This window comes from Alteriqipengyuania abyssalis, from assembly GCF_019857185.1.
Lineage (GTDB): Bacteria > Pseudomonadota > Alphaproteobacteria > Sphingomonadales > Sphingomonadaceae > Alteriqipengyuania > Alteriqipengyuania abyssalis.
Map to the genome: position 1 here is coordinate 49570 of NZ_JAHWXP010000001.1, position 26035 is coordinate 75604.

A 26035-nucleotide genomic window follows, 5' to 3' on the forward strand; every position below is an offset into this window, starting at 1 on the left:
GCTCCATCGCCGATCCAGGGCGTTCAGGCAATTCGGTCTCTCCGTTGGTGGATGTATCTCCACCTTGGAGCACGTGATGCCAAATAAGCGCCGTACTGGCCAGTAGTTTTTTCTGACTCTTGGTAACGGGCCGGTGCTGCTCTAGGCTGGGCTGAGGCAAAAGACCTTAAAAACATGCGGAGCGGAGAACCTGGAATGCCCCACTACGGCGATATGCAGAACGCGATCTACAATGCCGGGCTGAGCGGGATTCAGCCGGACTATCCGGTCGATTTCGCCACCCTGGAAGCGCGTGCGGAGAAGGCTCTTTCGCCGTCCATGCGCAATTATATCCAGGGCGGGTGCGGGGACGAGCACACGCAGGATCGCAATGCGGATGCATTCCACAACTGGGGGATGGTGCCGCGCATGCTGGTGGACTGCACGCAGCGCGATCTGTCGATCGATCTGTTCGGGATGCGTCTTCCCTCACCGGTGTTCATGGCGCCGATCGGCGTCAACGGAGAGGCGACGCAGGATCGCAAGGGCGATCTGGCGGCGGCGCGTGCTTCGGCTGAAACGGGCGTTCCTTTCTGCGCCTCCACGCTTTCCAACACGCCGCTGGAAGAGGTGGCGCGCGCGGCGGGGGATACGCCGGGCTTGTTCCAGCTTTACACGCCCAAGAACGAGGATCTGACCCAGAGCCTGATATCCCGGGCGCAGAAGGCGGGCTACCGCGCGCTGATAATTACGCTGGATACCTGGGTGACCGGGTGGCGCCCGCGCGATCTCAACACCGCCAATTTCCCTCAATTGCGCGGCAAGGTGCTGGAAAACTACTTCAGCGATCCAGTGTTCAGGGGCCTGCTGGAGCGGCCGCCGGAAGAGGATCTGCCCGCCGCCGTGGCCAAGTGGGCAGCGACGTTCGGCAAGGTGCTGACGTGGGACGATATCGCCCGCTTCAGGGAAATGACCGACATGCCGATCGTCCTCAAGGGCATCTGCCACGGCGAGGATGCGCGCAAGGCGGCGGATCACGGGGTCGATGCGATCTACTGCTCCAATCATGGCGGCAGACAGGCCAATGGCGGGATTGCCGCGATCGACATGCTTCCGGCGGTGGTCGAAGGGGCGGGGCAGACGCCCGTGTTGTTCGACAGCGGCATCCGCTCCGGCAGCGATGTGATCAAGGCGATCGCGCTGGGCGCGACGGCGGTCGGGATTGGGCGGCCATACACCTACGGGCTGGCGGTCGGCGGCACGGCTGGCGCGGCGCACGTGCTGCGCTCGATTTTGGCGGAGGCCGATCTGCTGATGGCGGTGAACGGCTATCCCGATCTGGACGCGGTGCGGGAGGCGGGCGCTTACCGCATGCCGCCGCTGACTTTGCCTTGAGAGGTGCGAGTGGCGCGCATGCGGGAACCGGCATGGCAAACGCCTCGATATCCATAGCCACGGTGGATGCGGCTTGCCGCATTTCGCCCACGTCGCTACTCCTCGGCACCCAATGAACGCGCATAACAATACCGGGGCCGCACGGCCGGTCATCTCCGCCACCGGGCTCTTCACGCCCGAGGACAGCATCAGCAACGCCGAACTGGTCGAGAGCTTCAATGCCTTCGTCGACCGGCACAATGCCGCACATGCGGACGCCATCGCGGCGGGTGAGGTGGAGCCACTGGTCCACAGTTCGGTCGAATTCATCGAGAAGGCGAGCGGGATCAAGGCTCGCCACGTCATCAACAAGACACCGCTGATCGATCCCGACATCATGGAGCCGCGCCACGAGCCGCGCGGCAACGACGATATGTCGATGATGGCGGAAATCGGCGTCGCCGCTGCGCGCGATGCGCTGGCACGGGCAGGGCGCGATGCCGCCGACGTCGATGCGGTGCTGTGCGCCGCGTCCAACATGCAGCGGCCCTATCCCGCGATGGCGATCGAGATCCAGCAGGCGCTCGGGATCGACGGGTTCGCCTTCGACATGAACGTCGCGTGTTCGTCCGCCACTTTCGGCATCCAGACCGCGGCCGACTATATCCGCTCGGGCAATGCGAAGAGCGTGCTGGTGGTCAGCCCCGAAATCACCAGCGGGCACCTCAACTGGCGCGATCGTGACAGCCACTTCATCTTCGGCGATGTCGCCACGGCCGTGCTGGTGGAAGACGTTTCCATCGCACCGGCGGAACACTGGGACATTCTGGGGACGCGGCTGAAGACCGTGTTCTCCAACAACATCCGCAACAATTTCGGCTTCCTCAACCGCGCGGAGCCGGAGACGATCGGCACGCCGGACAAGCTGTTCGTCCAGGAAGGGCGCAAGGTCTTCAAGGAAGTGGTGCCGATGGTCGCGCAGATGATCGTCGACGAGGCCGATCGGCTGTCGCTCGATCCCGCGGCTCTGCGTCGCCTGTGGCTGCACCAGGCCAATGCCGGCATGAACCGGCTGATCGCGCAGCGCGTGCTGGGCCACGAGGCGAGCGAGGACGAGAGCCCGACCGTGCTCGACACATACGGCAATACCTCCAGCGCAGGCTCGATCATCGCGTTCCACCTCAACAATTCCGATCTGGTGGCAGGCGACACGGGGCTGATCTGCAGCTTTGGCGCGGGATATTCGGCGGGCACGGTGTTCGTGCGCAAGGTGGCGTGATGATCCTGCAAGCGTCTGTACCGGAAGCGGGGGCGAGACGCCTTGGCTGGTGAGATCATGGACAATCGCGGTCGCGGCGAAGCGCGCGGCGGTCTGCCGTCGGTTCACCCGGAAGGGCGCAAGTATGCGCTGATCTGTGCGGGGCTATCGCTTATCGCGGCCTTGCTCGCGTGGGAGACGATCGCCTGGCCGCTGGCTTTCTTGAGCGTTTGTATCCTCGCATTTTTCCGCGATCCGGAACGCGTGGTTCCGCGCGGCGATGATCTGCTGGTGTCGCCGGCGGACGGGATCGTGACCCAGATCACGCAGGTCGAACCGCCGCTGGAAATGCGCGGTGATGACGGTGGGCTTGGCAGTTCGCCGCTGACCCGCATCTCGATCTATCTCAGCGTTTTCGACGTGCACATCAACCGCAGCCCGTGTGCGGGCACGATCGGGCGGATGAGCTATATTCCCGGCAAGTTCGTCAACGCCGAGCTCGACAAGGCGAGCGAGGAGAACGAACGCCAGCATCTGGTCGTGATGCGCAGCGATGGCGTGGCAATCGGGATGACGCAGATCGCCGGGCTGGTCGCGCGGCGGATCGTGCCCTTCGTCAAGCCGGGCGATATCGTCGCCGCAGGGCAGAGGCTCGGCCTGATTCGTTTCGGCAGCCGGGTCGATCTCTACCTGCCGGCAGGAACCTCCCCCCAAGTGCTCATGGGTCAGCGGGTGACCGCGGGCGAGACCGTGCTGGGGCGGCTGGGCGTTTCCGCCGAGCTTGAAGGCCTCCAGCAGTAACAGTCGGCAGAAGATCAGGCGGCGGCGCGCAGCCCTGCGGGTGCGGCGCGGTGCGGCGCATTCTTGCGACGGGTACGAAGCGAAGGGGCGGGGCGGTTGCCGCCCGCGATCGTTGCAGCGCCACTTGCCTGGCCGTTATCGGCCCGCAGCGTCCGCAATTGCGCTGCGAGCGCACGATAATGGCGTGCGCCGCGCAGCAGGCTGTCGGTCGCCGACAGCAGCGCAACAATGATAGTGGCGACAAGCAGGCAGGTAATGGCGAACGCGATCATGGTTTGTACTCCGACCTTCATCCTCCAAAGAGCCGGTGCAAAAGAGCTGGACCGGCTGTGGAAAACGTGGTGATAATCCATCAGCGACTCACGATGTTCCGCTGATGAACGTCAATGTTCTTCATTTGTTCTCGCCTGTCAAGGCAAATCGGGTCGATCTTCACCACAGGTGCGTCGAATTGAGGCTGGATTTTCGATCCGGTGATCGCTAAGTGCGCGCCTTCCGCGGAAGGATTCGCGGGAAAATCCACATGGAAGGCATCATAAACCGGTGCTCAAGGCGGGCTCTCCGCCGCGGGTTACCGCCTTCCAGAGGTCCAACCGGAAAGGAAATACCTATGGCGGCTCCTACCGTCACGATGCAGCAACTGATCGAGGCCGGCGCACACTTCGGCCACCAGACCCACCGCTGGAACCCGCGCATGAAGCCGTACATCTTCGGCGCGCGCAACGGTGTCCACATCATCGACCTGTCGCAGACCGTGCCCCTGATGGCGCGCGCGCTCGATTTCGTCGCCTCCACCGCGCAGGCGAACGGCAAGGTCCTGTTCGTCGGCACCAAGCGCCAGGCGCAGGAGCCCGTGGCCGAAGCGGCCCGCATGAGCGGCCAGCACTTCGTCAACCACCGCTGGCTGGGCGGCATGCTGACCAACTGGAAGACCATTTCCGGTTCGATCAAGCGCCTCAAGACGCTGGAAGAACAGCTTTCGGGCGACACCAGCGGCCTGACCAAGAAGGAAGTGCTCAACCTTACCCGCGAACGTGACAAGCTCGAGCTGTCGCTCGGCGGCATCCGCGACATGGGCGGCATTCCCGACGTGATGATCGTGATCGACGCCAACAAGGAAGACCTCGCGATCAAGGAAGCCAACGTGCTTGGCATCCCCGTGGTTGCGGTGCTCGATTCGAACACCGACCCGACCGGCATCGCCTTCCCCGTTCCGGGCAACGACGATGCGGCGCGGGCCGTGCGCCTGTACTGCGACGCCTTCGGCGAAGCGGCGCGCAAGGATGGATCGAACGATCCGGGCGTTGGCGAGATGGAAAATCCGCCTGCCGAGGCAGCCGAAGCAACCGCGTAACCGCGGCTTCACAATCGCTGACTAGCGACCCGGAGCGGATCGACCCGTTCCGGGGACGCTGACCACATTCAAATTCAAGGATACGATCGATGGGCGCTTTTACCGCCGCTGACGTAAAGAAACTCCGCGAGAAGACCGGCGCGGGCATGATGGACGCCAAGAAGGCTCTCGAAGCCGCCGATGGCGACGTCGAAGCCGCGGTCGACGCACTGCGCGCCAAGGGCCTCGCCACCGCACAGAAGAAGTCGAGCCGCACCGCAGCCGAAGGCCTGGTCGGCGTGGCCGTCGACGGCACCAAGGGTGTCGCGGTCGAGGTGAACTCGGAAACCGATTTCGTCGCCAAGAACGACCAGTTCCAGGATTTCGTCCGCAAGACCACGCAGGTCGCGCTGGGCGCGAACAGCGACGACGTCGAAGCGCTCAAGGGCATGGATCATCCCGATGGCGGCACGATCGGCGACAAGCTGACCAACAATGTCGCGACCATCGGCGAGAACCAGCAGGTCCGCCGGATGAAGTCCGTCTCGGTCGCGCAGGGCCTCGTCGTGCCTTACGTTCACAACGCGGTTTCGCCGAACCTCGGCAAGATCGGCGTGCTCGTCGCGCTTGAGAGCGAGGCGGATACCGCGACGCTCGAAACGCTCGGCACCAAGCTGGCCCAGCACATCGCGGCCGCGTTCCCGCAGGCGCTCAACGCCGAAGGTCTCGACGCCGAGCTGATCGAGCGCGAGCGTGCGATCGCCAAGGAAAAGGCAGCCGAGAGCGGCAAGCCCGAGAACGTGCAGGAAAAGATGGTCGAAGGTGCGGTGGCGAAGTTCGCCAAGGAAAACGCGCTGCTGAGCCAGATCCTGGTGCACGACAACAAGACCCCGATCGAGCAGGTCGTCGCGCAGGCCGGCAAGGAAGCCGGCAAGCCGATCGTCCTGAAGGACTACGTCCGCTTCCAGCTGGGCGAAGGCATCGAGAAGGAAGAAAGCGACTTCGCAGCCGAAGTCGCCGCGGCGGTGAAGGGCTAACGCCTCTTCGTCATCGACGCTTTATTTCGCGGCCGTCGGGTTTCTGCCCGGCGGCCGCATTTTTATGAGCCAAATCTCGGGCCCCGTGCCGAAGCGGATCGGGAGCAGGCTGGTGCCGAGCCCCGCGCCGACTATGGCGGTCCCGGCGGGATCGTTGGTCCTGCCGCAGGCAAAGCGGTCGCCGTAGCGCGACTGGGTCGCGATCGCGCCGACCAGCGGTAGCCTGATCTGGCCGCAATGCGTATGGCCCGCGAGGATGACCGAGCCTTTAGGCAGGTCTGGCAGCGGATCGGGACTGTGGCTGAGGATGATGCGGCCACCCTTCAGCCGGTCCATCGCGGCCAGCGTTTTCGGTATGTCGTCGCGGCCCGTGTAATCGTCGTCGAGCCCGCCGATCAGCAGCGGTCCGGCCTGCGCCGCTGCGTTCTCCAGCACGGTGATCGGCGTTTTGGCCAGCTCCCGCTTGAGCGCGGGCCACCCGAACCAGTGATCGTGGTTGCCGGGGACGAGGAAGACACCCAGCGGCGCCTTCAGTCCGGCCAGCGGCGCGACAATTTCGTTCGGGCGATAGACGTGGGACGCACCGCGCTTCTCGCTTACCAGATCGCCCGCGATCAGCACTGCGTCTGGCCGCAATGCGTTGATCTGCGCGACGATGCGCTCCACCCGTTCCGGCGGCATGTCGGGCCCGGCGACGTGAATGTCGGAGATCAGCGCCACGGTCACGGGCGCGCTGTCTGCGGGCATGTCGGACAGGGTCACCGTGGTCGCGCGCACAACCGGATCGCCGAGCGTGTTCTGCCACGCCTTGATGCCCGTGATCGCTGCGAGCACGACCAGCGGCAATAACAGCCAGCGCAGCCGCGGGAGACGTGGGCGAGAGATCGGCTCGGAAGGCTCGGGTAAGGCAGGCATTGGTGCGATCTGTCCTAAAGCTGGCCGTGCGACAAGCCGATGCCCGCGCGATGAAAACCGCGTGCGCCGCCGTTGCCACCCGCCTGCTTGCGGGTTAGGGGCAAACGCCTGCCTGTAAAGTCGAGACCCTATTCCCATGCCGATCAAGAACGCCAAGCGCATCCTCCTGAAACTCTCAGGCGAAGTGCTGATGGGCGAACAGGAATTCGGCATCGACCCGGCTTTCGTCCTCGAGCTGGCGCAGGAAGTGAAGCAGGCGAAGGACGAAGGGTGGGAAATCTGCCTCGTCATCGGCGGGGGCAACATCTTCCGCGGCATGGCCGGCGCGGCGCAGGGGATGGACCGTGCGCAGGCGGATTACATGGGCATGCTGGCCACGGTGATGAATGCGCTGGCGATGCAGAGCGCGCTCGAACAGCTGGGCGTGCCCACGCGCGTGCAGTCCGCCGTGCAGATGGATCAGGTGTGCGAGCCGGTGATCCGTCGCCGGGCGGAGCGTCACCTGGAGAAGGGCCGCATCGTGATCTTCGCCGCAGGCGTCGGCGCGCCCTATTTCACCACCGATAGCGGGGCCGCCCTGCGTGCGGCCGAAATGCGCTGCGATGCGCTTTTCAAGGGCACCAGCGTGGACGGGGTCTATGATTCCGATCCCAAGAAGAACCCGCAGGCAAAGCGTTACGACAGCGTCACCTACGACAAGGTGCTGGCAGACAATCTGAGGGTGATGGACGCGAGCGCCGTGGCGCTGTGCCGCGACAACAACATCCCGATCGTCGTCTTCTCGATCCGCGAAAAGGGTAATCTTGCCCGTGTTCTCGCAGGCGAAGGCGTGCAAACGATCGTTCAGGAAGACTAGAGTTCACAAGGGTACGAGGAAGGCCGATCATGGCGAAATACGACAAGAGCGATATCGAGCGCCGGATGCAGGGCGCGGTGGAAAGCCTGAAGGGCGATCTGGCGGGCCTGCGCACGGGCCGTGCGAACACCAGCCTGCTCGATCCCGTGGTGGTCGAGGTCTACGGATCGATGATGCCGCTCAACCAGGTGGCGACAGTCTCCGCTCCCGAACCGCGCATGCTCAGCGTGCAGGTGTGGGACAAGGCCAATGTCAGCGCGGTTGAGAAGGGCATCGCGCACGCGAACCTGGGCCTCAATCCGATGCAGGACGGCCAGACGCTGCGCATCCCGATGCCCGACCTGACCGAGGAACGCCGCAAGGACCTTGCCAAGGTCGCCGACAAATATGGCGAGAGCGCGAAGATCGCGATCCGCAACGTGCGCCGCGACGGGATGGAAGCGCTCAAGGAAGACGAGAAGAAGAAGGACATTTCCGAGGACGATCGCAAGCGGTCGGAGGACGAAGTCCAGAAGCTGACCGACAAGTATGTCGCCGACACGGATACCGCCGTCGAGCACAAGAAGAAGGAAATCCTGTCGCAGTGATGGGCTGCCCAGCCACCGGTCGAGCCGAGCTGGTGGCGCTGTGCGCCGTCCGCGACTACAAGGGGCCAGCGCGCGCTCGCCCCTTGTGCTTCGACCGGTTGATCGAGGGCAGGCTCTGACGATGCCGGAAGAAAACCAGGCCAGACATGTCGCCATCATCATGGATGGCAATGGACGCTGGGCGAAGCGCCGCGGCCTGCCGCGCGCGATGGGCCACAAGCGCGGGGTGGAGGCGGTCCGCAAGCTGGTCCGCAGCCTGGAAGGCACCGGGATCGAGTGCCTGACGCTCTACGCCTTCAGCACCGAGAACTGGAAGCGCCCGGAGGAAGAGGTGTCCGACCTCATGAACCTCATGCGCAGCTTCATCCGTTCCGACCTCGAGGAATTCGTGGCCAACGGCGTGCGGCTGAAGATCGTCGGCGACTGGCGCGCGCTCGATCCCGATATCGTCGCGATGCTGGAGGACGCGCTGGAGCGTACCGCAGGCGGCACGCGCACCGTGGCGGTCGCGCTCAATTACGGCGCGCAGCAGGAAATCGCAGCCGCAGCCCGTGCCGCGGCGGAAGAAGGTGAGATCACCCCGGAGGCGATCGAGCGGCACCTGTTTACCGCCGACCTGCCACCGGTCGACCTGCTGATCCGCACCAGCGGCGAGGTGCGCCTGTCGAATTTTCTGCTATGGCAAATGGCTTATGCGGAAATGATTTTCGTCGATACGCTGTGGCCGGACTTTGGCCCTGAAGATTTGCGCAAGGCTTTGGACGTCTTTGCGAAGAGGGAGAGGCGCTATGGAGGCCGCTGAGAGCGACGGCGCAGACAAGCCGACGCTGGAAGAGGTGCGCGAGCATTCGCGGCGCAAGACGCTGGGCATCAGGGCCGCCTCTGCGGCGGTGATGCTCGCGATTGCGGTTGCGGTGTACTGGGCGCTGGGCGCCCGGGGTCTGGACATCATCGTGGCGGTGGTCGCCGCGCTGTGTTTCTTCGAACTGCTGTTCCTGATCGTGAAGGCGACCGACAACGTCGCATTCCGGCTGGCGGGAATCCTGGCAGGCGCGGTCTATATCGGGCTTGCGGCGCTGATCCTGATCGATTTCGACGTGCAGTATTTCTACATGGCGATCGCGGTCGTCGTGCTCGCCGATACCTTCGCCTATATTTTCGGGACGCTGATCGGCGGCCCGCGCATCATGCCCAAGGTCAGCCCGAACAAGACCTGGGCGGGGCTGATCGGGGGAATGTTCGGCGGCTTCCTCGCGCTGACCCCGCTGATCTATCTCTCTTCACGGATCATGGGCGTGCTGGACATGCAGGCCCTGACCGTCGCCGCCGTCGCCGGGCCTGTCCTGGCGGTGATCGCGCTGGCCGGCGACCTGTTCGAAAGCTGGTTGAAGCGTAAGGCGGGGGTCAAGGATTCCAGCCGCCTGATCCCGGGCCATGGCGGCTTCTTCGACCGGTTCGACGGCGTCATCCCGGTCGCGATCGTGATCGGCGTGATCGTGTCCCTGGCGTGATCGGCTGATGCGTTCCATCTCCATCCTCGGCAGCACCGGATCGGTCGGCGATTCGACGCTCAAGCTGCTGCGCCAGCACCGCAGCGACTGGCGGGTCGAGGCGCTGACCGCGCATTGCAGCGCCACCAAGCTGGCCGAACTGGCCCGCGAATTCGACGCGAAGATCGCCGTGGTCAGCGACGAGGCATGCCTGCCCGAACTGCGCGAGGCGCTCAGCGGGAGCGGGATCGAGGCTGCGGGCGGCCGCGCTGCGCTGATCGAGGCGGCGAGGCGCCCGGTCGATATCACCATGGCCGCGATCGTGGGCTGTGCCGGGCTCGCTCCGGTCATGGCCGCGATCGAGCAGGGCGGTACGATCGCGCTGGCCAACAAGGAAGCGCTGGTTTCCGCAGGCCCGGTGATGACCGAAGCGGTCGCCAAACACGGCGCGACGCTGCTGCCGGTCGATTCGGAGCACAACGCGATCTTCCAGTGCCTCGCGGGCAATCGCCTGTCCGAGGTGCGGATGATCACGCTGACCGCGAGCGGCGGCCCGTTGCGGCTGCTCAGCGCCGAGGAACTGCACCGGGTCACCCCCGATCAGGCGGTCGCGCATCCCAATTGGGACATGGGCGCGAAGATCAGCGTCGATTCGGCAACGATGATGAACAAGGGCCTGGAACTGATCGAGGCGCATCATCTGTTCCCCGTCGGGCTCGATAAGATCCGTATCATCGTCCACCCGCAAAGCGTGATCCACTCGATGGTCGAATATCTGGACCACTCGACGCTCGCCCAGCTCGGCCCGTCGGACATGATGGTGCCGATCGCCTCGTGCCTCGCCTGGCCAGAGCGGATGGATAGCCCTTGCGAGCCGCTCGACCTGGCAAAGATCGGCGAACTCAGCTTCTTTGCCCCCGACGAGACGCGCTTTCCGGCAACGCGCCTTGCGCGCGAGGCGTGCGAGGAGGGCGGGGCGGCCCCGGCGGTTCTCAATGCCGCCAACGAGATAGCCGTTGCGTCCTTCCTGGCCGGTCACATTCCGTTCACGCGGATTGCCGCACTGGTGGAGGACGTTCTGGAACAGTCGAACCGGCCGCCAAGGCCCGCCACGCTCGATGACGTGCTGGCGATCGACGAAGCTGCCCGCAGGCAGGCCCAGGCGATTCTGGAGAACGCATGATCGAACAGCCTCCCTTCTGGATGTGGATAGTCGGCTTCCTGCTGGTGCTGGGGCCGCTGGTGACACTGCACGAGCTGGGCCACCTGCTGATCGGCCGCTGGCTCGGCGTGAAGGCAGAGGCTTTCTCGGTCGGTTTCGGCAAGGAACTGGCCGGCTTCAACGACAAGCACGGCACCCGCTGGCGGATCTCTGCGCTGCCGCTGGGCGGCTACGTCCAGTTCAAGGGCGACATGAACCCGGCGAGCATGCCCGATCGCGATGCCCCGGTGGAAGACGGCGCGTTCCAGCACGCATCGCTGTGGCGGCGCGCGCTGATCGTGTTTGCAGGGCCCGCGACCAACATTCTGATCGCAGTGGGTATTTTCGCCGCCTTCTTCATGTTCATCGGGCGCCCGGTTCCGGTCGATCCCAACGCCCAGCTGACCATTGCGAGCTTTACCGAGGATTCGGCGGCGCGCGAGGCGGGGCTGCAGGTCGGCGACCGGCTGGTGTCGGTGAATGGCGAGAAACTCGAGTCGTTCAGCGAATTGCAGAACACGATCATGCTGCGTCCCGAAGAGACGATGACCTTCGAGATCGAACGTGACGGCGCGCTGAGCACGGTCGATGTGACCACCCGCAGTACCGAGGTCGAAGACCGTTTCGGTAACGAAATGCGGATCGGGATGATCGGGGTCGCTCCGCAGGAGGTCCAGTACGATTATCGTGCGCTCGGCCCGATAGAGGCGATCGGGGCGGGGGTCGACCAGTCGGTCAAGACGGTCGACATGATGATTACCGGTATCGGCCAGATTTTCACCGGCAAGCGCTCGGTCCAGGAGCTGGGCGGGCCGATCTCGATCGCGAAGTTCTCGGGCGAGCATCTCAGCCTCGGGCCGCTCGCGTTCATCAGCTTTGTTGCGCTGATCTCGCTTAATTTGGCATTCATTAACCTGCTGCCAATCCCGGCGCTGGACGGCGGTCACCTGGCTTTTTACGCGGCGGAAGCGATCCGTCGTAAACCGGTCGGCCCCCGGACGACGGAAATGGCGTATCGCACCGGTGTGGCCCTAGTGCTGGCATTGATGCTATTCGTGACTGTTAACGACCTGGTGAAGCTGTTGCCCTTCGGGTGATAGCGAGCCGGGAAGCATGAGAGAGGCGGACCCAGCAGCGATTTCGACCTGCTTGAAAGGGGCGCGCGTATCGGGCACAGGGCGCCGGATCGTTTGGTCCGGTTGTCGATACGACAAAGCAAGGTCCGATCCGGGGTCAGAAATTTTGACGGGACAACTTCGCCAATGACGGCCATTCAGACGGGCGCATCGCGCCGCAGCTGCAATATTCGCAATTATGCGCTCGCACTTCTTGCCGGCACTACGCTGGCCGGGCTTCCTCAGGCGGCCTTGGCCCAAGCGGAGGATGACGCGCAGCAGACCGATCAGGCCGCTGAGCAGGCCGATCCGGCTGCGGACACGACCGGCCCGGTTGCCGCGCTCCAGCAGGGCGACGTGATCCGGTCGATCTCCGTTCAGGGGGTCCAGCGGCTCGAGCCGAACACCATTCTCAGCTACGTCCGGCTGCGCCCGGGCGATACCTACACCACCGCAGCCGCCGACCAGGCGCTGAAGGATCTCGCCGCGACCGAGCTGTTCGAGAGTTTCTCGATCCGCAACGATAACGGCAATGTCGTGATCGAGGTCGAGGAAAACCCGGTCATCAACCGCATCATCCTCGAAGGGAACGAGCGGCTGAAGGACGACAAGATCGTGCCGGAGATCAAGCTCGCCCCGCGGCAGATCTTCACCCGCTCGAAAGTCCGTGCGGACGTTGCTCGGATCATCGAGCTGTACAAGCGGCAGGGGCGCTTCGCCGCGACGGTCGAGCCCAAGACCGTGCAGCTGAGCCAGAACCGCGTCGACCTCGTGTTCGAGATCACCGAGGGGCCCAAGTCCAAGGTCCGCCAGATCAACATCATCGGGAACGAGGAGTTTTCCGACGGTGATCTGAAAGGCGAAATGGTCACCAAGGAAACCGGCCTGTTCAGCTTCCTGAGCGGAAACACCGGTTACGATCCTGACCGTCTGGCATTCGACCAGCAGAAGCTGCGCGAATTCTACCTCAAGCAGGGCTATGTCGATTTCCGTGTCGTCTCGGCGGTGGCCGAGCTGACGCCGGACAAGCGCGATTTCATCATCACCTACGTCGTCGAGGAAGGCGAGCGCTACAAGTTCGGCGATGTCGAGGTGACGAGCGAGATTCGCGATTTCAATGGCGAGACGCTGACCCAGGGTCTGGGGATCACCAGCGGCGACTGGTACGATGCTCAGCGCATCGAAGACACGGTCGAGCAGCTGAGTGAGCTGGCCGGCCGCTTCGGTTACGCCTTTGCCGACGTGCGACCGCAGTTCCGCCGCAATTCCGATGACCTGACCATGGATGTCACGCTGGTCATCAACGAGGCGCCGCGCGTTTACATCGAGCGGGTCGACATCAACGGTAACACGCTGACGCAGGACAAGGTGATCCGCCGCGAATTCCGGTCCGCCGAAGGCGATCCGTTCAACTCGCTGCAGGTGGAACGAACCACGGCCCGCATCAACTCGCTCGGCTTCTTCCAGGAAGGCTTCGAGGTCGAGCAGAAGGAAACCGGGGAAGACGACCGGATCATCCTTGAAGCCAACGTTGTCGAACAGCCGACGGGTGAACTGCAGCTGTCGGCTGGCTTCTCCTCGCTTGAGAGCTTCCTCTTCTCTGGCTCGATCCGACAGCGCAACTTCCGCGGTCGCGGTCAGACCGTCGGGGCGTCCGCGCAGTTCTCGCGCTATTCGCGCTCGTTCAATCTGAGCTTCTCCGAGCCTTACGTGTTCGATCGGAACATCTCGGCCGGCGTCGATCTCTACCGTCGGGACGTCAGCAGCTTCAACTTCCTTGGCAATGATCGCGAGCCGAGCTTCAAGCAGGCGACCACCGGTGGCTCGCTGCGGCTGGGCGTGCCGTTGACCGAATATTCGACCATCGTCGGCAGCTATACGCTCAACTACGATCAGGTCAGCGTCGACGAGCGGCTCTATTTCCGCGATCTCGACGGAGACGGCACGACCGAGTGCGACCCGCTTCAGGCCAGCCGCTTCCTTTGCGACGTGATCGGGGACCGGGTCAGTTCGATCCTCGGCCTGAACTACGTCTACAGTTCGCTCAACAGCTATTATCGCCCGAGCCGGGGCGAGCGGATTACGCTCGGCGCGAGCTTTGCGGGCCTTGGCGGCGACGTTAAGTATGCCAAGTTCACCGCCAATGCCTCCAAGTACTGGTCCGTCTTCGGTGGCTTCATCTTCTCGCTGTCTGCCGAAGGTGGCTACATCAAAGGTCTTGAGGATCGCGGGCCGGGCGTCGACGATGTCCGCCTGACCGACCGCTTCTTCCTTGGTGAGCCGCAGTTCCGGGGCTTCGATATCCGGGGTGTCGGTCCGCGTATTCTGCGCCAGCCGTATGTGGACGGAGAAAACGGGCCGGAACTGATCACCGATCGCGACCGGGTCAGGGACGATTCGCTGGGTGGCAGCGCCTATTATCTGGGACGTGCTGAGCTCGAAATTCCGCTCGGCTCGGGTGCCCGTGAACTTGGTCTGCGCCCGTCGATCTTCGTCGATGTCGGTGCTCTGTTCAATGTGACGACGCCGACGCTGATCGATTACCCCAACGGGCTTCAGGGCACCGACGCCGACGGTAACCCGCAATATGTCGAGGATGGTCTGATCGTGACCGATCCGCTGGATGACGAGGGCAATGCCAACACTCCGTACATCCTGCCCAACTCGCGTGTTCGCGAAGTCTTCCTTGGCGACAGCGCGAGCCCGCGCGTGTCGATCGGCGCAGGCGTGGACTGGAACTCGCCCTTCGGCCCGTTCCGCATCGATTTCGCCTATGCCCTGCGCAAGGAGCCGGGCGACGACACCAAGACACTCTCATTCAACGTAGGGACGCAATTCTGATGAAACTCGCCAAAGCAATGCTCGCCGGTGCGACCATCCTGGGCGCCACGCTGGCCGCCGTGCCCGCCGCCGCTCAGGTCAACGGCATCGCAATCAGCAACCCCGAAGCGGTGATCCTGCAGAGCGCGGCGCGTCAGGCCGCCTATCAGCAGATCAGCCAGCAGTACCAGGCGCAGCTCCAGCAGCTCAGCACGGTCCGCCAGGAAGCCTCGCAGCTCGAGCGCAGCCTCGACACCAATTCGGACAACCAGGTGAGCGACGCGGAAATCCAGGCGAACCCGACCGTGGTCGCCCAGATCCAGCAGAAAGAGCAGCAGATCGCGCAGATCTATCAGCCCATCCAGCTGGCGCAGGCCTATGCGATCGAGCAACTGGTGGCCGACTACGAAAACGCGCAAAATCAGGTCATCCAGCAGAAGAAGATCCAGATGCTGCTGAGCCCGGACGTGGTCCAGTATGCGCCGGAAAACGCCAATGTCACGCAGGACATTCTGACCGTTCTCGACCAGCGTATGCCGACCGTGCAGACCGCGCCGCCGGCAAACTGGCAGCCGAGCCGTCAGGCAGTCGCGCTGCAGCAGCGCATTCAGCAGATCCTGCTGGGCCTCGCGCAGCAGCAGGCGATGCAGGCCGCGCAGCAGCAGGGCCAGCAGCAGGCCCCCGCGCAGCCGTCCGGGCGCTGATACCCTCGCCGACATGGATAATAGCGAAACAGCCGACACGCGGAAAATGGATGTGCGGCAGGTCCTCAAGGCCCTGCCGCACCGCTACCCCATGCTGCTGGTCGACCGGGTCGAAAGCCTGACCAAGGGCGAGGACATCCATGCGGTGAAGGCGGTGACCTTCAACGAGGATTTCTTCCAGGGCCATTTCCCCGGCGCGCCGATCATGCCCGGCGTCTTGCAGATCGAGGCGCTGGCGCAGGCCGCCGCGATCCTCGGCATCGAGACGCTGGAACTCGCCGGCAGTGGCAAGCTGGTCTATTTCATGGGTATCGACGGAGCCAAGTTCCGCGCGCCGGTGACGCCGGGCTGCCTGCTCGATCTCAAGGTCTCGTTCCTGCAGAAGCGCAGCCGGGTCTACAAGTTCGCCGGCAAGGCGAGCGTGGACGGCAAGGTTACCTGCGAGTGCGAGTTCACCGCGATGATCGCCGATCCGCCCGAATAGGGGCGGGAGCGAAGCAGGCTTGCCAATCGGGCGCGTTGGGACTATCGGCGCGCCTTTCCCACCCAACAGCTGGACCGGTCGGAACCGTTCCGAGGCTATGGAGACATGACATGAAGGCCGAAGGTCACCCCGATTATCACACCATCACGGTCAAGATGACCGATGGTACCGAATTCCAGACCCGCTCCACCTGGGGCAAGGAAGGCGACACGCTGACGCTGGAAATCGACCCGACCAGCCACCCGGCATGGACCGGCGGCAAGCAGCAGCTTCAGGAAGGTGGCCGCGTGGCCGCGTTCAACAAGCGCTTCGGTGGGCTCAGCCTCAAGAAGTAACGCGATTCTACGCGCTTTGCGGCCTCGTGCCGCGAGGGAAGGGCGGTCCGACGGGGCCGCCCTTTTTCGTTTGCCGAACCTGGTTGGCCCAACCTAGCTGGCGCAGTCGACGCAGCGTGTCGCGATGGGCCGCGCCTCCAGTCGCTTGCGAGCGATTGGTTTCCCGCACTGACTGCACCTGCCGTAGGTGCCGTTCTCGATCCGCAGGAGCGCCATGCGGATCTGTGCGATTTCCTGGCGCAGGACGCCATCGACGCCCTCGAGCGCCTCGTCGTCGGCCAGATCGATCGCCTGTTCGCTCGAATCGGCATCGAGGGGGTGGCGCAGATCGTCTTCGATCACGTCAGCCCGCTCGAGCAAGTCCGCGAGCCGCTGCTCCAGCTGTTCGCGCAGATCGCCATAGTCGGTCATTGCCACTCTCCTGTAACCGTTGTTGTCGACGGTTTAGCAGGAAGCGGCGGGGCAAAGATTGATCTCGGTCAATTCGAAAACGGTCGAACCGTGGTTCCTCTTACCAACCCCACGGCTTCTCGCGATACCACTTGGTGATCACGTACTTGGTGCCTTTGCGCACCTTCATCCCGTGATGCATCGTATTGGGATTGGTCGACTGGTCGGGGCGGCGGTTGTTCCAGCACAGCAGCTTGCCCGTTTCGGGCTGGAAGCTCTTCTTGAGCACCTTGAACCGCGTCGCGCCGCCAGCTTCGGGTTCGTTGAGGTAGATCATGAAGGTCCAGGTGCGCTGCCCCGCGACCGAGCAGTATTTCTCCCAGTCCTGCCCGTCGGGATTGAAATAGTCGCAATGCGCCTTGAACTCCTGCCCGACGGCATAGCGCTGTCCCTGCAGGGGCTCGCCATGCGCGGGGTCGATGCCTGAAAGCTGCGCCAGCATCGCCTCGAGCCGCTGGGTGCGCGGGTCGTCCATCGGCAGATCGCAGGTCTCGCTGGTGCGGAAATACATGTCGCCGTCGTGATCGGCGAGGGTGGAGGGCCGCCGGTCCGCATCGATCATCCCGATCAGCTCCCCGCAGAAATCCGGATCGAGGAAGCGCCGCATCTGCAGGAGCTCGATCTTGGGGAAGGGCAGGCGCTGCATGCCCCGCGCCGCGAGTTCGTCTGAATCGGATTCGCCCGGATCGCGCATGCGCGCCTCATGCGAAGCGGTGGACTATTTTGCAAGCCGCGCAATAATGCTGCGTAAAGACGATGATTTTGCGTTTTTCACTTCCCAAATCGCGCTCGCCGTGCAAGCGAGCCTCCACACGCAAGTTCCGCTCTTGACGCGGCGATTCGTGTACGTAACTGCCCTGCGCCTGGCGTGGCCGCGTCGGGGCATATGGCGATCGTAGCTCAGTTGGTTAGAGCGCCGGTTTGTGGTACCGGAGGTCGGGGGTTCGAGACCCCTCGATCGCCCCATTTTCCCCTGCGGGTCTAGGGTTCGAGAGAACCGGCGCTGCCGGGTTCGTGCGAGCCCGGGTCACTCTTGCAGGGATGATGCACAAGCCGATGAGCGCTTTCTGGACCGACCGCGATTTCGACGACCACGAGGTCGTCCACTTCGTTCATGACGAAAAGCGGGGGCTGACCGCGATCATCGCTCTCCATTCCACCCATCTCGGCCCGGCAGCGGGCGGCACGCGGTTCTGGCATTATGCCGAACCTGCCGCCGCGATGCGCGACGCGCTGCGTCTGAGCCGCGGGATGAGCTACAAGAACGCCATGGCCGGCCTGCCGATGGGCGGGGGCAAGGCGGTGATCCTCGCCAATCCGGAACGCAGGAAGACGCCCGAGATGCTCGCCGCGTTCGGCGATGCGGTCGACGCTCTGGGCGGCAAATACGTCACCGCCGAAGATGTCGGCATCACCGTGGAAGACATGGTCGCGGTGAACCAGCGGACCGATTACGTCTCCGGTCTGCCGGTCGCGGAAGGCGAGGCGGGCGGCAACCCTGGCCCGTTCACCGCACTTGGCATCTATCTGGGCATCAAGGCGGCGGTGAAGCACAAGCTGGGCCGTGACAGCGTCGAAGGCGTGCATGTCGCCATGCAGGGAATCGGCAGCGTCGGTGGCGGCGTTGCGCGTCTGCTCGCCAAGGACGGCGCGAAGCTGACGCTGGCCGACATCGATACCGACGGTGCACAGGCGCTGGGGCAGGAACTGGGTGCCGACGTGGTCGCTCCCGATGCGATCATGTCGCTGGGCTGCGACGTGTTCAGCCCCAATGCGCTGGGCGCGATCCTCAATGATGAGGGGATTGCCCGGCTCGACTGCGCGATCGTTGCAGGCGGCGCGAACAACCAGCTTGCCGGGCCCGGAAACGGTGCCGCACTGGCCGAGCGCGGGATTCTCTACGCGCCCGACTACGTGATCAACGCGGGCGGCATCATCAGCGTCACGATGGAATATCTGTGCCGCCGCGACAGCGCTCCGTGCGACATTAACGAAGTGCGCAAGCGCATCGCGCAGATCCCCGAGCGGCTGACCAAGATCTGGCAGGACAGCGAGGCGAGCGGTTCCTCACCCGACCAGGTCGCGGACGCGATGGCGCAGAAGCTGATCGGCCGCGGCTGATCCGATCCGGCTCGCCCCGATCAGGCCGGGGATGATCCCGCGGCCTGCGGGCAAAAAACGCGACGAATCCTTGCGCGCAGCCCGCGCGGGCGGCATAGGGGCAGGCGATAAAATCATGCATGGTTTCGCTAATCCCCGCCGGTTTCTAGGTCTCGCGAAAAGGCTGACACCGATCCTCCTCGTTGTGGGCCTGCTGGCCTCGACGGGCGCGATCGTGTGGGGCCTCGTCATGGTGCCGCCCGACCGCCTGATGGGCGAGACCGTGCGGATCATCTTCATTCACGTGCCGACCGCGTGGCTTGGCATGGCGGGCTGGATGACGATCGCGGGGTCGAGCCTTGCGCTGCTCGTCTGGCGCCATCCGCTTGCGGCTCTGGCCGCGCGTGCTGCCGCCATTCCGGGCGCGGTGTTCACGGCGATCTGCCTCGCCACCGGGTCGATCTGGGGCCGGCCGACATGGGGCACCTGGTGGGTGTGGGACGGGCGGCTGACCAGCATGCTGATCCTGCTGTTCCTCTACCTCGCCTATATTGCGCTGAGCCAGGCAGTCGACCGCGAGGGTGCCTCGTCGCGCCTGCCCGCGATCTTCGGGCTGGTCGGGGCGGTCAACATCCCGATCATCAACCGCTCGGTCGTGTGGTGGAACTCGCTTCACCAGCCGCCCAGCATCACCACCGGTGGCAGCAGCATCGACGGGGTCTTCCTGTGGCCGATGCTGATCGCGATGCTGGGCTTTACCTGCCTGTTCGCCGCGACCGTGCTGATGAACATGCGCGCGCTGCTGGCACAGGCGCAGGCAGAGGCGCGGTTGCGCCGCCGCGCGATGGAAGCGGAGCCCGCCTGATGGTTCGCGAAGCCCTCTCCCAATGGGACTATGTGATCGCCGCCTATGCGATCGCTATTCCGGCGATTGCCGCACTGCTGATCTTCAGCTGGCTGCGGATGCGCCGGGCAGAGCGTGCGCGCGACGAAGCGCGGCAGAAGGGTCGCAAGGGATGAATACGCAAAAGACCGGCCTCGCCCCCAAGCATCAGCGGCTGATTCTGGTGGTCGTCGCGCTGCTGGTGCTGGTCGCGGCAGGAATGCTCGCCGCGTGGGGCCTGCGCAGCCAAGCCGACTATTTCTATCTGCCCGAGGATATCGCCAAGAATCCGCCCGAGCCGGGCCGTGCGATCCGCCTTGGCGGGATGGTCCAGCAGGGTTCGATCCGCACGCTGTCGGATGGCGTGACCATCGCCTTCCGGGTGACCGGGCGTGAAGGCAATGCGATCCCGGTGACCTATCGCGGGATCGTGCCGGACCTTTTCGTCGAAGGATCGGGCGTGATCGCCAATGGCCGGCTGGGCACCAACGGCACTTTCGAGGCCGAGACCCTGCTCGCCAAGCATGACGAGAATTACACCCCGCGCGAACTCGAAGGCCTGAGCGATCAGGCCATGCACGAAGTGCTCGAAGAAAGCGCAGCAGGCACGCCGTGATTGCAGAGATCGGTCTTGCTGCCCTGTGGCTCGCCGCAGGGCTCTGCGCATTGCAATTCATCGCCGGCGTTCTCGGGGTGCGTGAGGCAGGCGCGGACGGCGCGGTTCATCCGGTCAGCGCGCTCGCGCGGCCTGCGGCGGTGGTGCAGGGCCTGCTGTTGCTGGTCGCCTTCGCCTGCCTGCTGCGCGTGTTCGCGGTGACCGACCTGTCCGTGTCGCTGGTCGCGGACAACAGCCACGTCGACAAGCCGTTCATCTACCGCCTGGCGGCGGCCTGGGGGAACCACGAAGGCTCGATGCTGCTGTGGGTCACCATCCTGGGCCTGGCTGGCGGGCTGGTTGCGCTGTTCGAGCGGCGGATGGACGATCGCTTCATGAAGGCGGTGCTGGCTGCACAGGCGTTCATCGCACTCGGCTTCCTTGCCTTCCTGCTGTTCAGTTCCAACCCCTTCGCGCGGCTGAACCCGCCGGCCGATTTCGGCGCCGGGCTCAACCCGCTGCTGCAGGATATCGGCCTCGCGTTCCACCCGCCCACGCTCTACCTCGGCTATGTCGGCCTGTCGGTTGCGTTCAGCTTCGTCGTCGCCGGGCTGGTGACGCGCCAGGCCGGGCCGGAACTCGCGCGCGTCATGCGCCCGTGGGTGCTTGCGGCGTGGGTCGCGCTGACCCTCGGCATCGCGGCCGGCAGCTACTGGGCCTATTACGAGCTGGGCTGGGGCGGCTGGTGGTTCTGGGACCCGGTCGAAAATGCATCGCTGATGCCGTGGCTCGCCGCGACCGCGCTGCTCCATTCGGTCAGCGTGCTGGCGGCGCGCGACGCGCTGCGCACCTGGACGATCATGCTGGGCGTGGTCGCCTTTTCGATGAGTATGGTCGGCACCTTCCTGGTTCGCTCCGGGATTCTCACCAGCGTGCACGCCTTCGCCGTCGATCCGGAGCGCGGGGCCTTCATCCTCGGCCTGCTGGCGATCTATGTCGGCGGTGGCTTCGGGCTGTTCGCGCTGCGCGCCGGTGCGCTGGCGGAGGGCAAGCGCTTCGCACTGGTCAGCCGCGAGGGCGCGTTGGTGTTCAACAATGTTATGCTGAGCGGCATTCTGGCAGTGGTGCTGCTGGGCACGCTGTACCCGCTGGCGGCAGAGGCGCTGGGCACGCGCGTGTCGATCGGCCCGCCCTATTACAATCCGGTCAGCGCGATCTTCGCCGTACCGATGCTGCTGGTTCTGCTGGTCGGGCCGCTGCTGCGCTGGAAGCGCGACAGCCTGTCGCGCATCGCGGTGCCGCTGGCGATCGTGGGCGCGCTGCTGGCCGCCTCTGTCACCGTGCTGCTGCTGTTCACCGATGCCGGTGTGCTGCCGATCCTCGGCCTTGCGATCGCCGTTGCACTCGCACTGGCCAGCTGGCTGCCGCTGCGCGGGCGCAAGCTCAAACGCGTTCCGCTGGCGCTGTGGGGATCGATGCTGGCCCACTTTGGCGTCGCCGTGAGCCTTGCCGGCATGGCCAGCGAAACCGCCTTCTCGATCGAGCGACTGGTTGCGGTCGAGGCTGGGGAAAGCGTTGCGGTCGGGCCGTACCAGGTCACGCTGCAGGAAGTGGACCCCGTGGCGGGTCCGAACTGGACCGCGCTGGAAGGGCGGCTGGCGATCACCGGGGGCGGGGTGGACACCGTGCTGCGCCCGCAGGCGCGCTATTTCACCGATCCCCCGCAAAGCACCAGCGAAAGCGCTTTGCTGACCCGGTGGGACGGACAGTTCTACGCCATCCTCGGCGATGCAGCGGGTGAGGGGCGCTGGCAGCTGCGGCTGTGGTGGAAGCCTTTCGTCACGCTGATCTGGTACGGCGCGCTGCTGATCGCGCTGGGCGGATTGCTGTCGATCTTCGGCCACCTGCGCGCCAGTGCACGTTCGCGCCGTATCCGCGAGGAAGTGGCCCGTCGCCGGGCGGAAAAGGCATTGCTGTGAAAAAGCTCTGGCTCATCATTCCGCTGATGCTGTTCGCCCTATTTCTGGGGGTTGCGGCCTATCAGCTGACCCAGCCGCGCGACACGCTGGTCCGCAGCACGATGATCGGCAAGCCGTTGCCCGCGTTCGATCTGCCGGGCGCGACCGATGACGCACCGCGCGTCGCCTCGGGCCTGTTCGCCGATGGCCAGCCGCGCCTGCTCAACGTGTGGGCGACCTGGTGCGTACCCTGCATCGCGGAGGCTCCGCAGCTGGAGGAACTGGCGAAACGCGGCGTTCCGATCGTCGGCATCGCGATCCGCGACGAGCCTGAGGCAATCGCGCAGTTCCTTGAACAATATGGCGATCCCTATGCCGCGATCGCGCGAGACGATATTGCAGAGGTGCAGCTGGCACTCGGTTCCAGCGGGGTGCCCGAAACCTTCGTGATCGATGGCAAGGGCATCATCCGCCACCAGCATATCGGCGATATTCGCGAGAGCGACGTCGACGAGATCTACGCCAAGTGGGAGGCCGCAAAGTGACGCCATTTCCGCTTCTGGCCGCAGCGATGCTCTCGCTCAGCGCACCCATCGCAGGTCCGGCGGCGGGGCAGATGACCTCTTCCGCGCCGCTGGCGAACACCCAGCTCGCCGATCCGCAGCAGGAGGCGAGCGCGCAGGCGCTGATGGAAGAACTGCGCTGCCTCACCTGCCAGTCGCAGTCTATCGCCGATAGCAATGCACCGATGGCGGGGGACATGCGCCATCAGGTGCGCAGCCGGATTGCGGCGGGCGAAAGCCCCGAACAGGTCCGCGCCTGGCTGGTCGAGCGCTATGGCGATTACGTGACCTACCGCCCGGGGCTCGATTCGGCGACCTGGCCGCTCTTCGCGCTGCCGGTGCTGTTTCTGCTGGTGGCGGGCGTGATCCTGTTCCGGCGGCTGGGGAGGCGCGGCGAATGATCGGCACCTGGATCGCAATCGGCGTACTTGCACTCGCCGCCTTTGGCGTCGCCTGGCTGGTGGCGGGCGAGGGACGCCGCGTGTGGACGCTGATCGCCTCCGCGCTGGTCTTCGCGCTGGCGGGCTATGCGTGGCAGGGCTCACCCGACCTGCCCGGCAGCCCGCGCTCCGCGAAGGTCGAGGTCTCACCGACATCGGAGTCGCTGATCGATCTGCGGCGCAGCTTCTACAATATCGAAGGCATCATGCCCGCGCGCTTCGTGGTGACTGCGGATGCATTCTCGCGCCGGGGCAAGCATCGCGACGCCGCTGGCCTGCTGCGCAACGGCGTGCACGAGAATAGTGACGACGGGGAAGCGTGGCTGGCGCTGGCGCTCGCCCTTGCCGAACAGACCAAGGGGCGGGTCACGCCGCCGGTGGAATATGCGTTCGAGCGTGCCCGCGAAGCCTCGCCGGGCAATCCCGCGCCGTCCTATTTCCGCGGCATCGTCTCGATGCGCGGCGGTGCACTGGGCGAGGCGCGCGAGTTCTGGGCACAGGCGGTCGAGGACGCGCCGGAAGGTGCGCGCGGCCGTGACTACGTCGCGGCGCAGCTGGAGCGGCTCGACGGCGTGATCCGCGTGCTCGGAGAACGTGCGATGGAGGAACGCCCGGCGATGCAGGGTGCGCCCGGAATGCAGGCACCCGGGGCGCAGCCGCAGATGGGCCCCGCGCAGCCGAGGCAATAGCCGGCACGCCGATCGCAACTGCGCGCGATGTTGCACTTGCACACGGGCACTGCTAACCGCGCCCGTCGCACCCGACAAACGCACTGGTTCGTCGACGCCGGGTCCGCAACAGGTTGAGCATCGCGAAGATTTTATGAGCGGAGCATCCGTCCAGCCGGGCCTGGCACCGGAAAAATTCACCGAGTCGCACTCCAGCGGCTCGAAGGCGGCGCTCGCTGTGGGCGCGGTCGGCGTGGTCTTTGGCGATATCGGGACCAGCCCGCTCTACGCCTTCCGCGAGACCTTTCTGGGCGAACACAGCCTGACCATCGACAAGCTGCACATCTATGGTGTGGTCAGCCTGATCTTCTGGTCGATGACGCTGATCGTCTCAATCCAGTACGTCACCATCCTGATGCGCGCGGATAACAAGGGGCAGGGCGGCACGCTGGCGCTGGTTGCGCTGCTCTCGCGCTATATCGGCAAGTCGCGCTGGGGTTTCCTCACCGTCGTGCTGGGCGTGTTCGCGACCGCGCTGTTCTACGGCGACTCGATGATCACGCCCGCGATTTCCGTGCTTTCGGCGGTCGAGGGCTTGACGGTGGTCAATACCGGGCTGGAGCCACTGGTCATCCCCATCGCGCTGGTCCTGCTGGTCGGGCTGTTCCTGATCCAGCGGCGCGGCACCGCCGCCGTGGGCAAGCTGTTTGCGCCGATCATGATCGTCTATTTCAGCGTGATTGCGGTGCTGGGCACGATCCAGATCGTCCAGAACCCCTACATTCTGCAGGCGCTCAACCCCTGGTACGCGGTGCAGTTCTTCCTCACCGACGGCTACATCGCCTTCCTCGCGCTGGGTTCGGTCGTGCTGGCGGTGACCGGATCGGAGGCGCTGTATTCCGACATGGGCCATTTCGGCCGCGGCCCGATGCGGCTGAGCTGGTTCGGCTTCGTGATGCCCTGCCTGCTGCTCAACTATTTCGGGCAAGGGGCGATGATCGCGGCGATGGACCCGGCCGAGACGCTGGAGGCGATGAAGAGCCCGTTCTTCGTCATGGCCCCCGACGTGCTGCGCCTGCCGCTGGTGATCCTCGCCACTGCTGCGACGTTCATCGCCAGCCAGGCGGTGATCTCCGGCGCGTTCTCGATCACCCACCAGGCGATCCAGCTGGGCTTCATCCCGCGTCTTTCGACCGAACACACCAGCGCGACCGAGCGCGGGCAGATCTACATTCCCTTCGTCAACAACGTGCTGATGGTCTCGGTCATCCTGCTGGTGCTGATGTTCCAGTCCTCGACCAACCTCGCCAGTGCCTACGGCATCGCGGTGACCGGCGCGATGTTCATCGACACGCTGCTGATGGGCGTGCTGCTGATCGCGGTGTGGAAGTGGAAATGGTGGCTGATGGTGCCGGTGTTCCTGCTGTTCGTCTTCGTCGACGGGGCCTACTTCGCGGCCAACCTGCCCAAGGTGCCCTCGGGCGGCTGGTTCCCGCTGGTCGTTGGCGGATTCGCCTTCCTGCTGCTGACCACCTGGTCGCGCGGGCGCAAGCTGATGCGGGAGCGGATGGGCGAGGTCGCGCTGCCGATCGAGATCTTCGCCAAGTCCGCGCAGAACAGCGCCACCCGCGTGCCGGGCACCGCGATCTTCATGGCGTCGAGCACCGCCGGTGTGCCCTCCGCGCTGCTGCACAATATCAAGCACAACAAGGTGCTGCACGAACGCGTGGTGATCCTGACGGTCGAGATTCAGGACGTGCCCTATGTCGATCCGGAGCAGCGCTGCGAGTTCACCGAGATCGGCGACGGCTTCTACCGTGCGGTGCTGCGCTATGGTTTCATGGACGAAACCAACGTGCCCGAAGGACTGAAACACATGAGCCGTTGCGGCGGCAAGTTCGACATGATGGACACCAGTTTCTTCCTCAGCCGCCAGACGCTGCTGCCGGGAGACAAGCCGGGCATGCCCGTGTGGCGCGAGAAGATCTTCAGTTGGATGCTGCGCAACGCGGCAAGCGCGATGGAGTTCTTCAGCCTGCCGACGAACCGCGTGGTCGAGCTGGGTTCTCAGGTGCGGATCTAGAGTTCT

28 protein-coding genes and 1 tRNA gene are annotated in these 26035 nt (G+C 64.8%); 25 read left to right on the forward strand and 4 right to left on the reverse strand.

All coding sequences use genetic code 11. The annotated features are described in order from the left end of the window. Positions 1 to 195: 195 nt before the first annotated feature. The 3 genes from KYN89_RS00230 to KYN89_RS00240 all read left to right on the forward strand — a co-directional run bounded on the left by KYN89_RS00230 (position 196) and on the right by KYN89_RS00240 (position 3412). Positions 196 to 1374 carry an alpha-hydroxy-acid oxidizing protein gene (locus KYN89_RS00230; protein ID WP_222823288.1) on the forward strand — a complete coding sequence of 393 codons (1179 nt, stop codon included), beginning with the start codon at positions 196 to 198 and terminating at the stop codon, positions 1372 to 1374. Positions 1375 to 1486: 112 nt separating this feature from the next. Beyond that, positions 1487 to 2632, forward strand: a complete 1146-nt coding sequence (locus tag KYN89_RS00235) for a beta-ketoacyl-ACP synthase III (protein WP_222823289.1) — start codon at positions 1487 to 1489, stop codon at positions 2630 to 2632. A gap of 42 nt (positions 2633 to 2674) precedes the next feature. Then, positions 2675 to 3412: a phosphatidylserine decarboxylase gene (locus KYN89_RS00240; RefSeq protein WP_222823290.1), complete on the forward strand. Its 738-nt coding sequence runs from the start codon at positions 2675 to 2677 to the stop codon at positions 3410 to 3412. A 14-nt stretch (positions 3413 to 3426) separates the two neighbouring features. Here the strand turns inward: KYN89_RS00240 and KYN89_RS00245 are convergent, their stop codons facing one another. After that, positions 3427 to 3765: a hypothetical protein gene (locus tag KYN89_RS00245; protein WP_222823291.1), complete on the reverse strand. Its 339-nt coding sequence runs from the start codon at positions 3763 to 3765 to the stop codon at positions 3427 to 3429. A 257-nt stretch (positions 3766 to 4022) separates the two neighbouring features. Between KYN89_RS00245 and rpsB the strand changes: the two genes are divergently transcribed. Together rpsB and tsf are read left to right on the forward strand one after the other, a co-directional pair. Further along, positions 4023 to 4766, forward strand: a complete 744-nt coding sequence (gene rpsB, locus KYN89_RS00250) for a 30S ribosomal protein S2 (RefSeq protein ID WP_197635937.1) — start codon at positions 4023 to 4025, stop codon at positions 4764 to 4766. Between the two features lie 89 nt (positions 4767 to 4855). Then, positions 4856 to 5782: a translation elongation factor Ts gene (gene tsf, locus KYN89_RS00255; RefSeq protein WP_222823292.1), complete on the forward strand. Its 927-nt coding sequence runs from the start codon at positions 4856 to 4858 to the stop codon at positions 5780 to 5782. 21 nt (positions 5783 to 5803) lie between these two features. Here tsf and KYN89_RS00260 read toward each other — a convergent pair whose 3' ends face one another. Further along, positions 5804 to 6697, reverse strand: coding sequence for a metallophosphoesterase (locus KYN89_RS00260; RefSeq protein ID WP_222823293.1), 894 nt, complete (start codon positions 6695 to 6697; stop codon positions 5804 to 5806). A 136-nt stretch (positions 6698 to 6833) separates the two neighbouring features. Between KYN89_RS00260 and pyrH the strand changes: the two genes are divergently transcribed. The 10 genes from pyrH to rpmE all read left to right on the forward strand — a co-directional run bounded on the left by pyrH (position 6834) and on the right by rpmE (position 16289). Further along, positions 6834 to 7553 carry a UMP kinase gene (gene pyrH, locus KYN89_RS00265; protein ID WP_010239297.1) on the forward strand — a complete coding sequence of 240 codons (720 nt, stop codon included), beginning with the start codon at positions 6834 to 6836 and terminating at the stop codon, positions 7551 to 7553. 29 nt (positions 7554 to 7582) lie between these two features. After that, a complete protein-coding gene (gene frr, locus KYN89_RS00270) occupies positions 7583 to 8140 on the forward strand; it encodes a ribosome recycling factor (RefSeq protein ID WP_054525884.1) in 558 nt (185 codons plus the stop codon). Between the two features lie 121 nt (positions 8141 to 8261). Next, on the forward strand, positions 8262 to 8942 hold the full coding sequence (gene uppS, locus KYN89_RS00275; protein WP_222823294.1) for a polyprenyl diphosphate synthase: 681 nt from the start codon (positions 8262 to 8264) through the stop codon (positions 8940 to 8942). Continuing rightward, positions 8929 to 9651 (forward strand): phosphatidate cytidylyltransferase, encoded by a 723-nt coding sequence (locus KYN89_RS00280; RefSeq protein ID WP_222823295.1) that lies wholly within the window; start codon positions 8929 to 8931, stop codon positions 9649 to 9651. The genes uppS and KYN89_RS00280 overlap by 14 nt, the downstream gene beginning before the upstream one ends. 7 nt (positions 9652 to 9658) lie before the next feature. Continuing rightward, the gene (dxr, locus tag KYN89_RS00285) at positions 9659 to 10813 is read left to right on the forward strand and encodes a 1-deoxy-D-xylulose-5-phosphate reductoisomerase (protein WP_222823296.1); all 1155 of its coding nucleotides are present in this window, start codon (positions 9659 to 9661) and stop codon (positions 10811 to 10813) included. Then, entirely contained in the window at positions 10810 to 11928 is a 1119-nt protein-coding gene (gene rseP / locus KYN89_RS00290; RefSeq protein WP_222823297.1) for an RIP metalloprotease RseP, read from the forward strand. Before dxr ends, rseP begins: the two co-directional genes overlap by 4 nt. 165 nt (positions 11929 to 12093) lie before the next feature. After that, positions 12094 to 14787, forward strand: coding sequence for an outer membrane protein assembly factor BamA (gene bamA / locus KYN89_RS00295; RefSeq protein ID WP_222823298.1), 2694 nt, complete (start codon positions 12094 to 12096; stop codon positions 14785 to 14787). Then, positions 14787 to 15470: an OmpH family outer membrane protein gene (locus tag KYN89_RS00300; protein ID WP_222823299.1), complete on the forward strand. Its 684-nt coding sequence runs from the start codon at positions 14787 to 14789 to the stop codon at positions 15468 to 15470. The genes bamA and KYN89_RS00300 overlap by 1 nt, the downstream gene beginning before the upstream one ends. A 46-nt stretch (positions 15471 to 15516) precedes the next feature. After that, positions 15517 to 15954: a 3-hydroxyacyl-ACP dehydratase FabZ gene (gene fabZ, locus KYN89_RS00305; protein ID WP_222824070.1), complete on the forward strand. Its 438-nt coding sequence runs from the start codon at positions 15517 to 15519 to the stop codon at positions 15952 to 15954. Positions 15955 to 16064: 110 nt separating this feature from the next. Continuing rightward, entirely contained in the window at positions 16065 to 16289 is a 225-nt protein-coding gene (gene rpmE / locus KYN89_RS00310) for a 50S ribosomal protein L31 (protein ID WP_010239309.1), read from the forward strand. 93 nt (positions 16290 to 16382) lie between these two features. Here the strand turns inward: rpmE and KYN89_RS00315 are convergent, their stop codons facing one another. Both KYN89_RS00315 and KYN89_RS00320 read right to left on the reverse strand, forming a co-directional pair. Continuing rightward, positions 16383 to 16700, reverse strand: coding sequence for a TraR/DksA family transcriptional regulator (locus KYN89_RS00315; protein ID WP_222823300.1), 318 nt, complete (start codon positions 16698 to 16700; stop codon positions 16383 to 16385). 100 nt (positions 16701 to 16800) lie between these two features. Continuing rightward, positions 16801 to 17433: a prolyl hydroxylase family protein gene (locus KYN89_RS00320; protein WP_222823301.1), complete on the reverse strand. Its 633-nt coding sequence runs from the start codon at positions 17431 to 17433 to the stop codon at positions 16801 to 16803. A gap of 195 nt (positions 17434 to 17628) precedes the next feature. Between KYN89_RS00320 and KYN89_RS00325 the strand changes: the two genes are divergently transcribed. The 10 genes from KYN89_RS00325 to KYN89_RS00370 all read left to right on the forward strand — a co-directional run bounded on the left by KYN89_RS00325 (position 17629) and on the right by KYN89_RS00370 (position 26029). Further along, positions 17629 to 17705: transfer RNA gene (locus KYN89_RS00325), tRNA-His, on the forward strand. A gap of 90 nt (positions 17706 to 17795) precedes the next feature. Next, positions 17796 to 18860 carry a Leu/Phe/Val dehydrogenase gene (locus KYN89_RS00330; protein WP_222823302.1) on the forward strand — a complete coding sequence of 355 codons (1065 nt, stop codon included), beginning with the start codon at positions 17796 to 17798 and terminating at the stop codon, positions 18858 to 18860. A gap of 115 nt (positions 18861 to 18975) precedes the next feature. Then, positions 18976 to 19704, forward strand: coding sequence for a heme ABC transporter permease CcmC (gene ccmC / locus KYN89_RS00335; protein ID WP_029140593.1), 729 nt, complete (start codon positions 18976 to 18978; stop codon positions 19702 to 19704). Further along, positions 19704 to 19859, forward strand: coding sequence for a heme exporter protein CcmD (locus tag KYN89_RS00340; protein ID WP_156313776.1), 156 nt, complete (start codon positions 19704 to 19706; stop codon positions 19857 to 19859). The genes ccmC and KYN89_RS00340 overlap by 1 nt, the downstream gene beginning before the upstream one ends. After that, positions 19856 to 20338, forward strand: a complete 483-nt coding sequence (ccmE, locus tag KYN89_RS00345) for a cytochrome c maturation protein CcmE (RefSeq protein ID WP_222823303.1) — start codon at positions 19856 to 19858, stop codon at positions 20336 to 20338. Before KYN89_RS00340 ends, ccmE begins: the two co-directional genes overlap by 4 nt. After that, positions 20335 to 22296: a heme lyase CcmF/NrfE family subunit gene (locus KYN89_RS00350; RefSeq protein WP_222823304.1), complete on the forward strand. Its 1962-nt coding sequence runs from the start codon at positions 20335 to 20337 to the stop codon at positions 22294 to 22296. The genes ccmE and KYN89_RS00350 overlap by 4 nt, the downstream gene beginning before the upstream one ends. Beyond that, on the forward strand, positions 22293 to 22820 hold the full coding sequence (locus KYN89_RS00355; protein ID WP_010239327.1) for a DsbE family thiol:disulfide interchange protein: 528 nt from the start codon (positions 22293 to 22295) through the stop codon (positions 22818 to 22820). Before KYN89_RS00350 ends, KYN89_RS00355 begins: the two co-directional genes overlap by 4 nt. Before the next feature lie 26 nt (positions 22821 to 22846). Then, on the forward strand, positions 22847 to 23239 hold the full coding sequence (locus KYN89_RS00360) for a cytochrome c-type biogenesis protein (RefSeq protein ID WP_222824071.1): 393 nt from the start codon (positions 22847 to 22849) through the stop codon (positions 23237 to 23239). After that, complete coding sequence (locus KYN89_RS00365; RefSeq protein ID WP_222823305.1) at positions 23236 to 23967, forward strand: tetratricopeptide repeat protein; 732 nt, start codon at positions 23236 to 23238, stop codon at positions 23965 to 23967. The genes KYN89_RS00360 and KYN89_RS00365 overlap by 4 nt, the downstream gene beginning before the upstream one ends. A gap of 133 nt (positions 23968 to 24100) precedes the next feature. Beyond that, positions 24101 to 26029 carry a potassium transporter Kup gene (locus KYN89_RS00370; RefSeq protein ID WP_222823306.1) on the forward strand — a complete coding sequence of 643 codons (1929 nt, stop codon included), beginning with the start codon at positions 24101 to 24103 and terminating at the stop codon, positions 26027 to 26029. Positions 26030 to 26035: the final 6 nt, after the last annotated feature.

Coding starts and splice junctions, on each gene's coding strand:
- KYN89_RS00230 (WP_222823288.1), top strand. CDS start 196: ATGCCCCACTACGGCGATATGCAGAACGCGATCTACAATGCCGGGCTG.
- KYN89_RS00235 (WP_222823289.1), top strand. CDS start 1,487: ATGAACGCGCATAACAATACCGGGGCCGCACGGCCGGTCATCTCCGCC.
- KYN89_RS00245 (WP_222823291.1), bottom strand. CDS start 3,765: ATGGATTATCACCACGTTTTCCACAGCCGGTCCAGCTCTTTTGCACCG.
- rpsB (WP_197635937.1), top strand. CDS start 4,023: ATGGCGGCTCCTACCGTCACGATGCAGCAACTGATCGAGGCCGGCGCA.
- tsf (WP_222823292.1), top strand. CDS start 4,856: ATGGGCGCTTTTACCGCCGCTGACGTAAAGAAACTCCGCGAGAAGACC.
- KYN89_RS00260 (WP_222823293.1), bottom strand. CDS start 6,697: ATGCCTGCCTTACCCGAGCCTTCCGAGCCGATCTCTCGCCCACGTCTC.
- pyrH (WP_010239297.1), top strand. CDS start 6,834: ATGCCGATCAAGAACGCCAAGCGCATCCTCCTGAAACTCTCAGGCGAA.
- frr (WP_054525884.1), top strand. CDS start 7,583: ATGGCGAAATACGACAAGAGCGATATCGAGCGCCGGATGCAGGGCGCG.
- uppS (WP_222823294.1), top strand. CDS start 8,262: ATGCCGGAAGAAAACCAGGCCAGACATGTCGCCATCATCATGGATGGC.
- KYN89_RS00280 (WP_222823295.1), top strand. CDS start 8,929: ATGGAGGCCGCTGAGAGCGACGGCGCAGACAAGCCGACGCTGGAAGAG.
- dxr (WP_222823296.1), top strand. CDS start 9,659: ATGCGTTCCATCTCCATCCTCGGCAGCACCGGATCGGTCGGCGATTCG.
- rseP (WP_222823297.1), top strand. CDS start 10,810: ATGATCGAACAGCCTCCCTTCTGGATGTGGATAGTCGGCTTCCTGCTG.
- bamA (WP_222823298.1), top strand. CDS start 12,094: ATGACGGCCATTCAGACGGGCGCATCGCGCCGCAGCTGCAATATTCGC.
- KYN89_RS00300 (WP_222823299.1), top strand. CDS start 14,787: ATGAAACTCGCCAAAGCAATGCTCGCCGGTGCGACCATCCTGGGCGCC.
- fabZ (WP_222824070.1), top strand. CDS start 15,517: ATGGATGTGCGGCAGGTCCTCAAGGCCCTGCCGCACCGCTACCCCATG.
- rpmE (WP_010239309.1), top strand. CDS start 16,065: ATGAAGGCCGAAGGTCACCCCGATTATCACACCATCACGGTCAAGATG.
- KYN89_RS00315 (WP_222823300.1), bottom strand. CDS start 16,700: ATGACCGACTATGGCGATCTGCGCGAACAGCTGGAGCAGCGGCTCGCG.
- KYN89_RS00320 (WP_222823301.1), bottom strand. CDS start 17,433: ATGCGCGATCCGGGCGAATCCGATTCAGACGAACTCGCGGCGCGGGGC.
- KYN89_RS00330 (WP_222823302.1), top strand. CDS start 17,796: ATGAGCGCTTTCTGGACCGACCGCGATTTCGACGACCACGAGGTCGTC.
- ccmC (WP_029140593.1), top strand. CDS start 18,976: ATGCATGGTTTCGCTAATCCCCGCCGGTTTCTAGGTCTCGCGAAAAGG.
- KYN89_RS00340 (WP_156313776.1), top strand. CDS start 19,704: ATGGTTCGCGAAGCCCTCTCCCAATGGGACTATGTGATCGCCGCCTAT.
- ccmE (WP_222823303.1), top strand. CDS start 19,856: ATGAATACGCAAAAGACCGGCCTCGCCCCCAAGCATCAGCGGCTGATT.
- KYN89_RS00360 (WP_222824071.1), top strand. CDS start 22,847: ATGCTCTCGCTCAGCGCACCCATCGCAGGTCCGGCGGCGGGGCAGATG.
- KYN89_RS00365 (WP_222823305.1), top strand. CDS start 23,236: ATGATCGGCACCTGGATCGCAATCGGCGTACTTGCACTCGCCGCCTTT.
- KYN89_RS00370 (WP_222823306.1), top strand. CDS start 24,101: ATGAGCGGAGCATCCGTCCAGCCGGGCCTGGCACCGGAAAAATTCACC.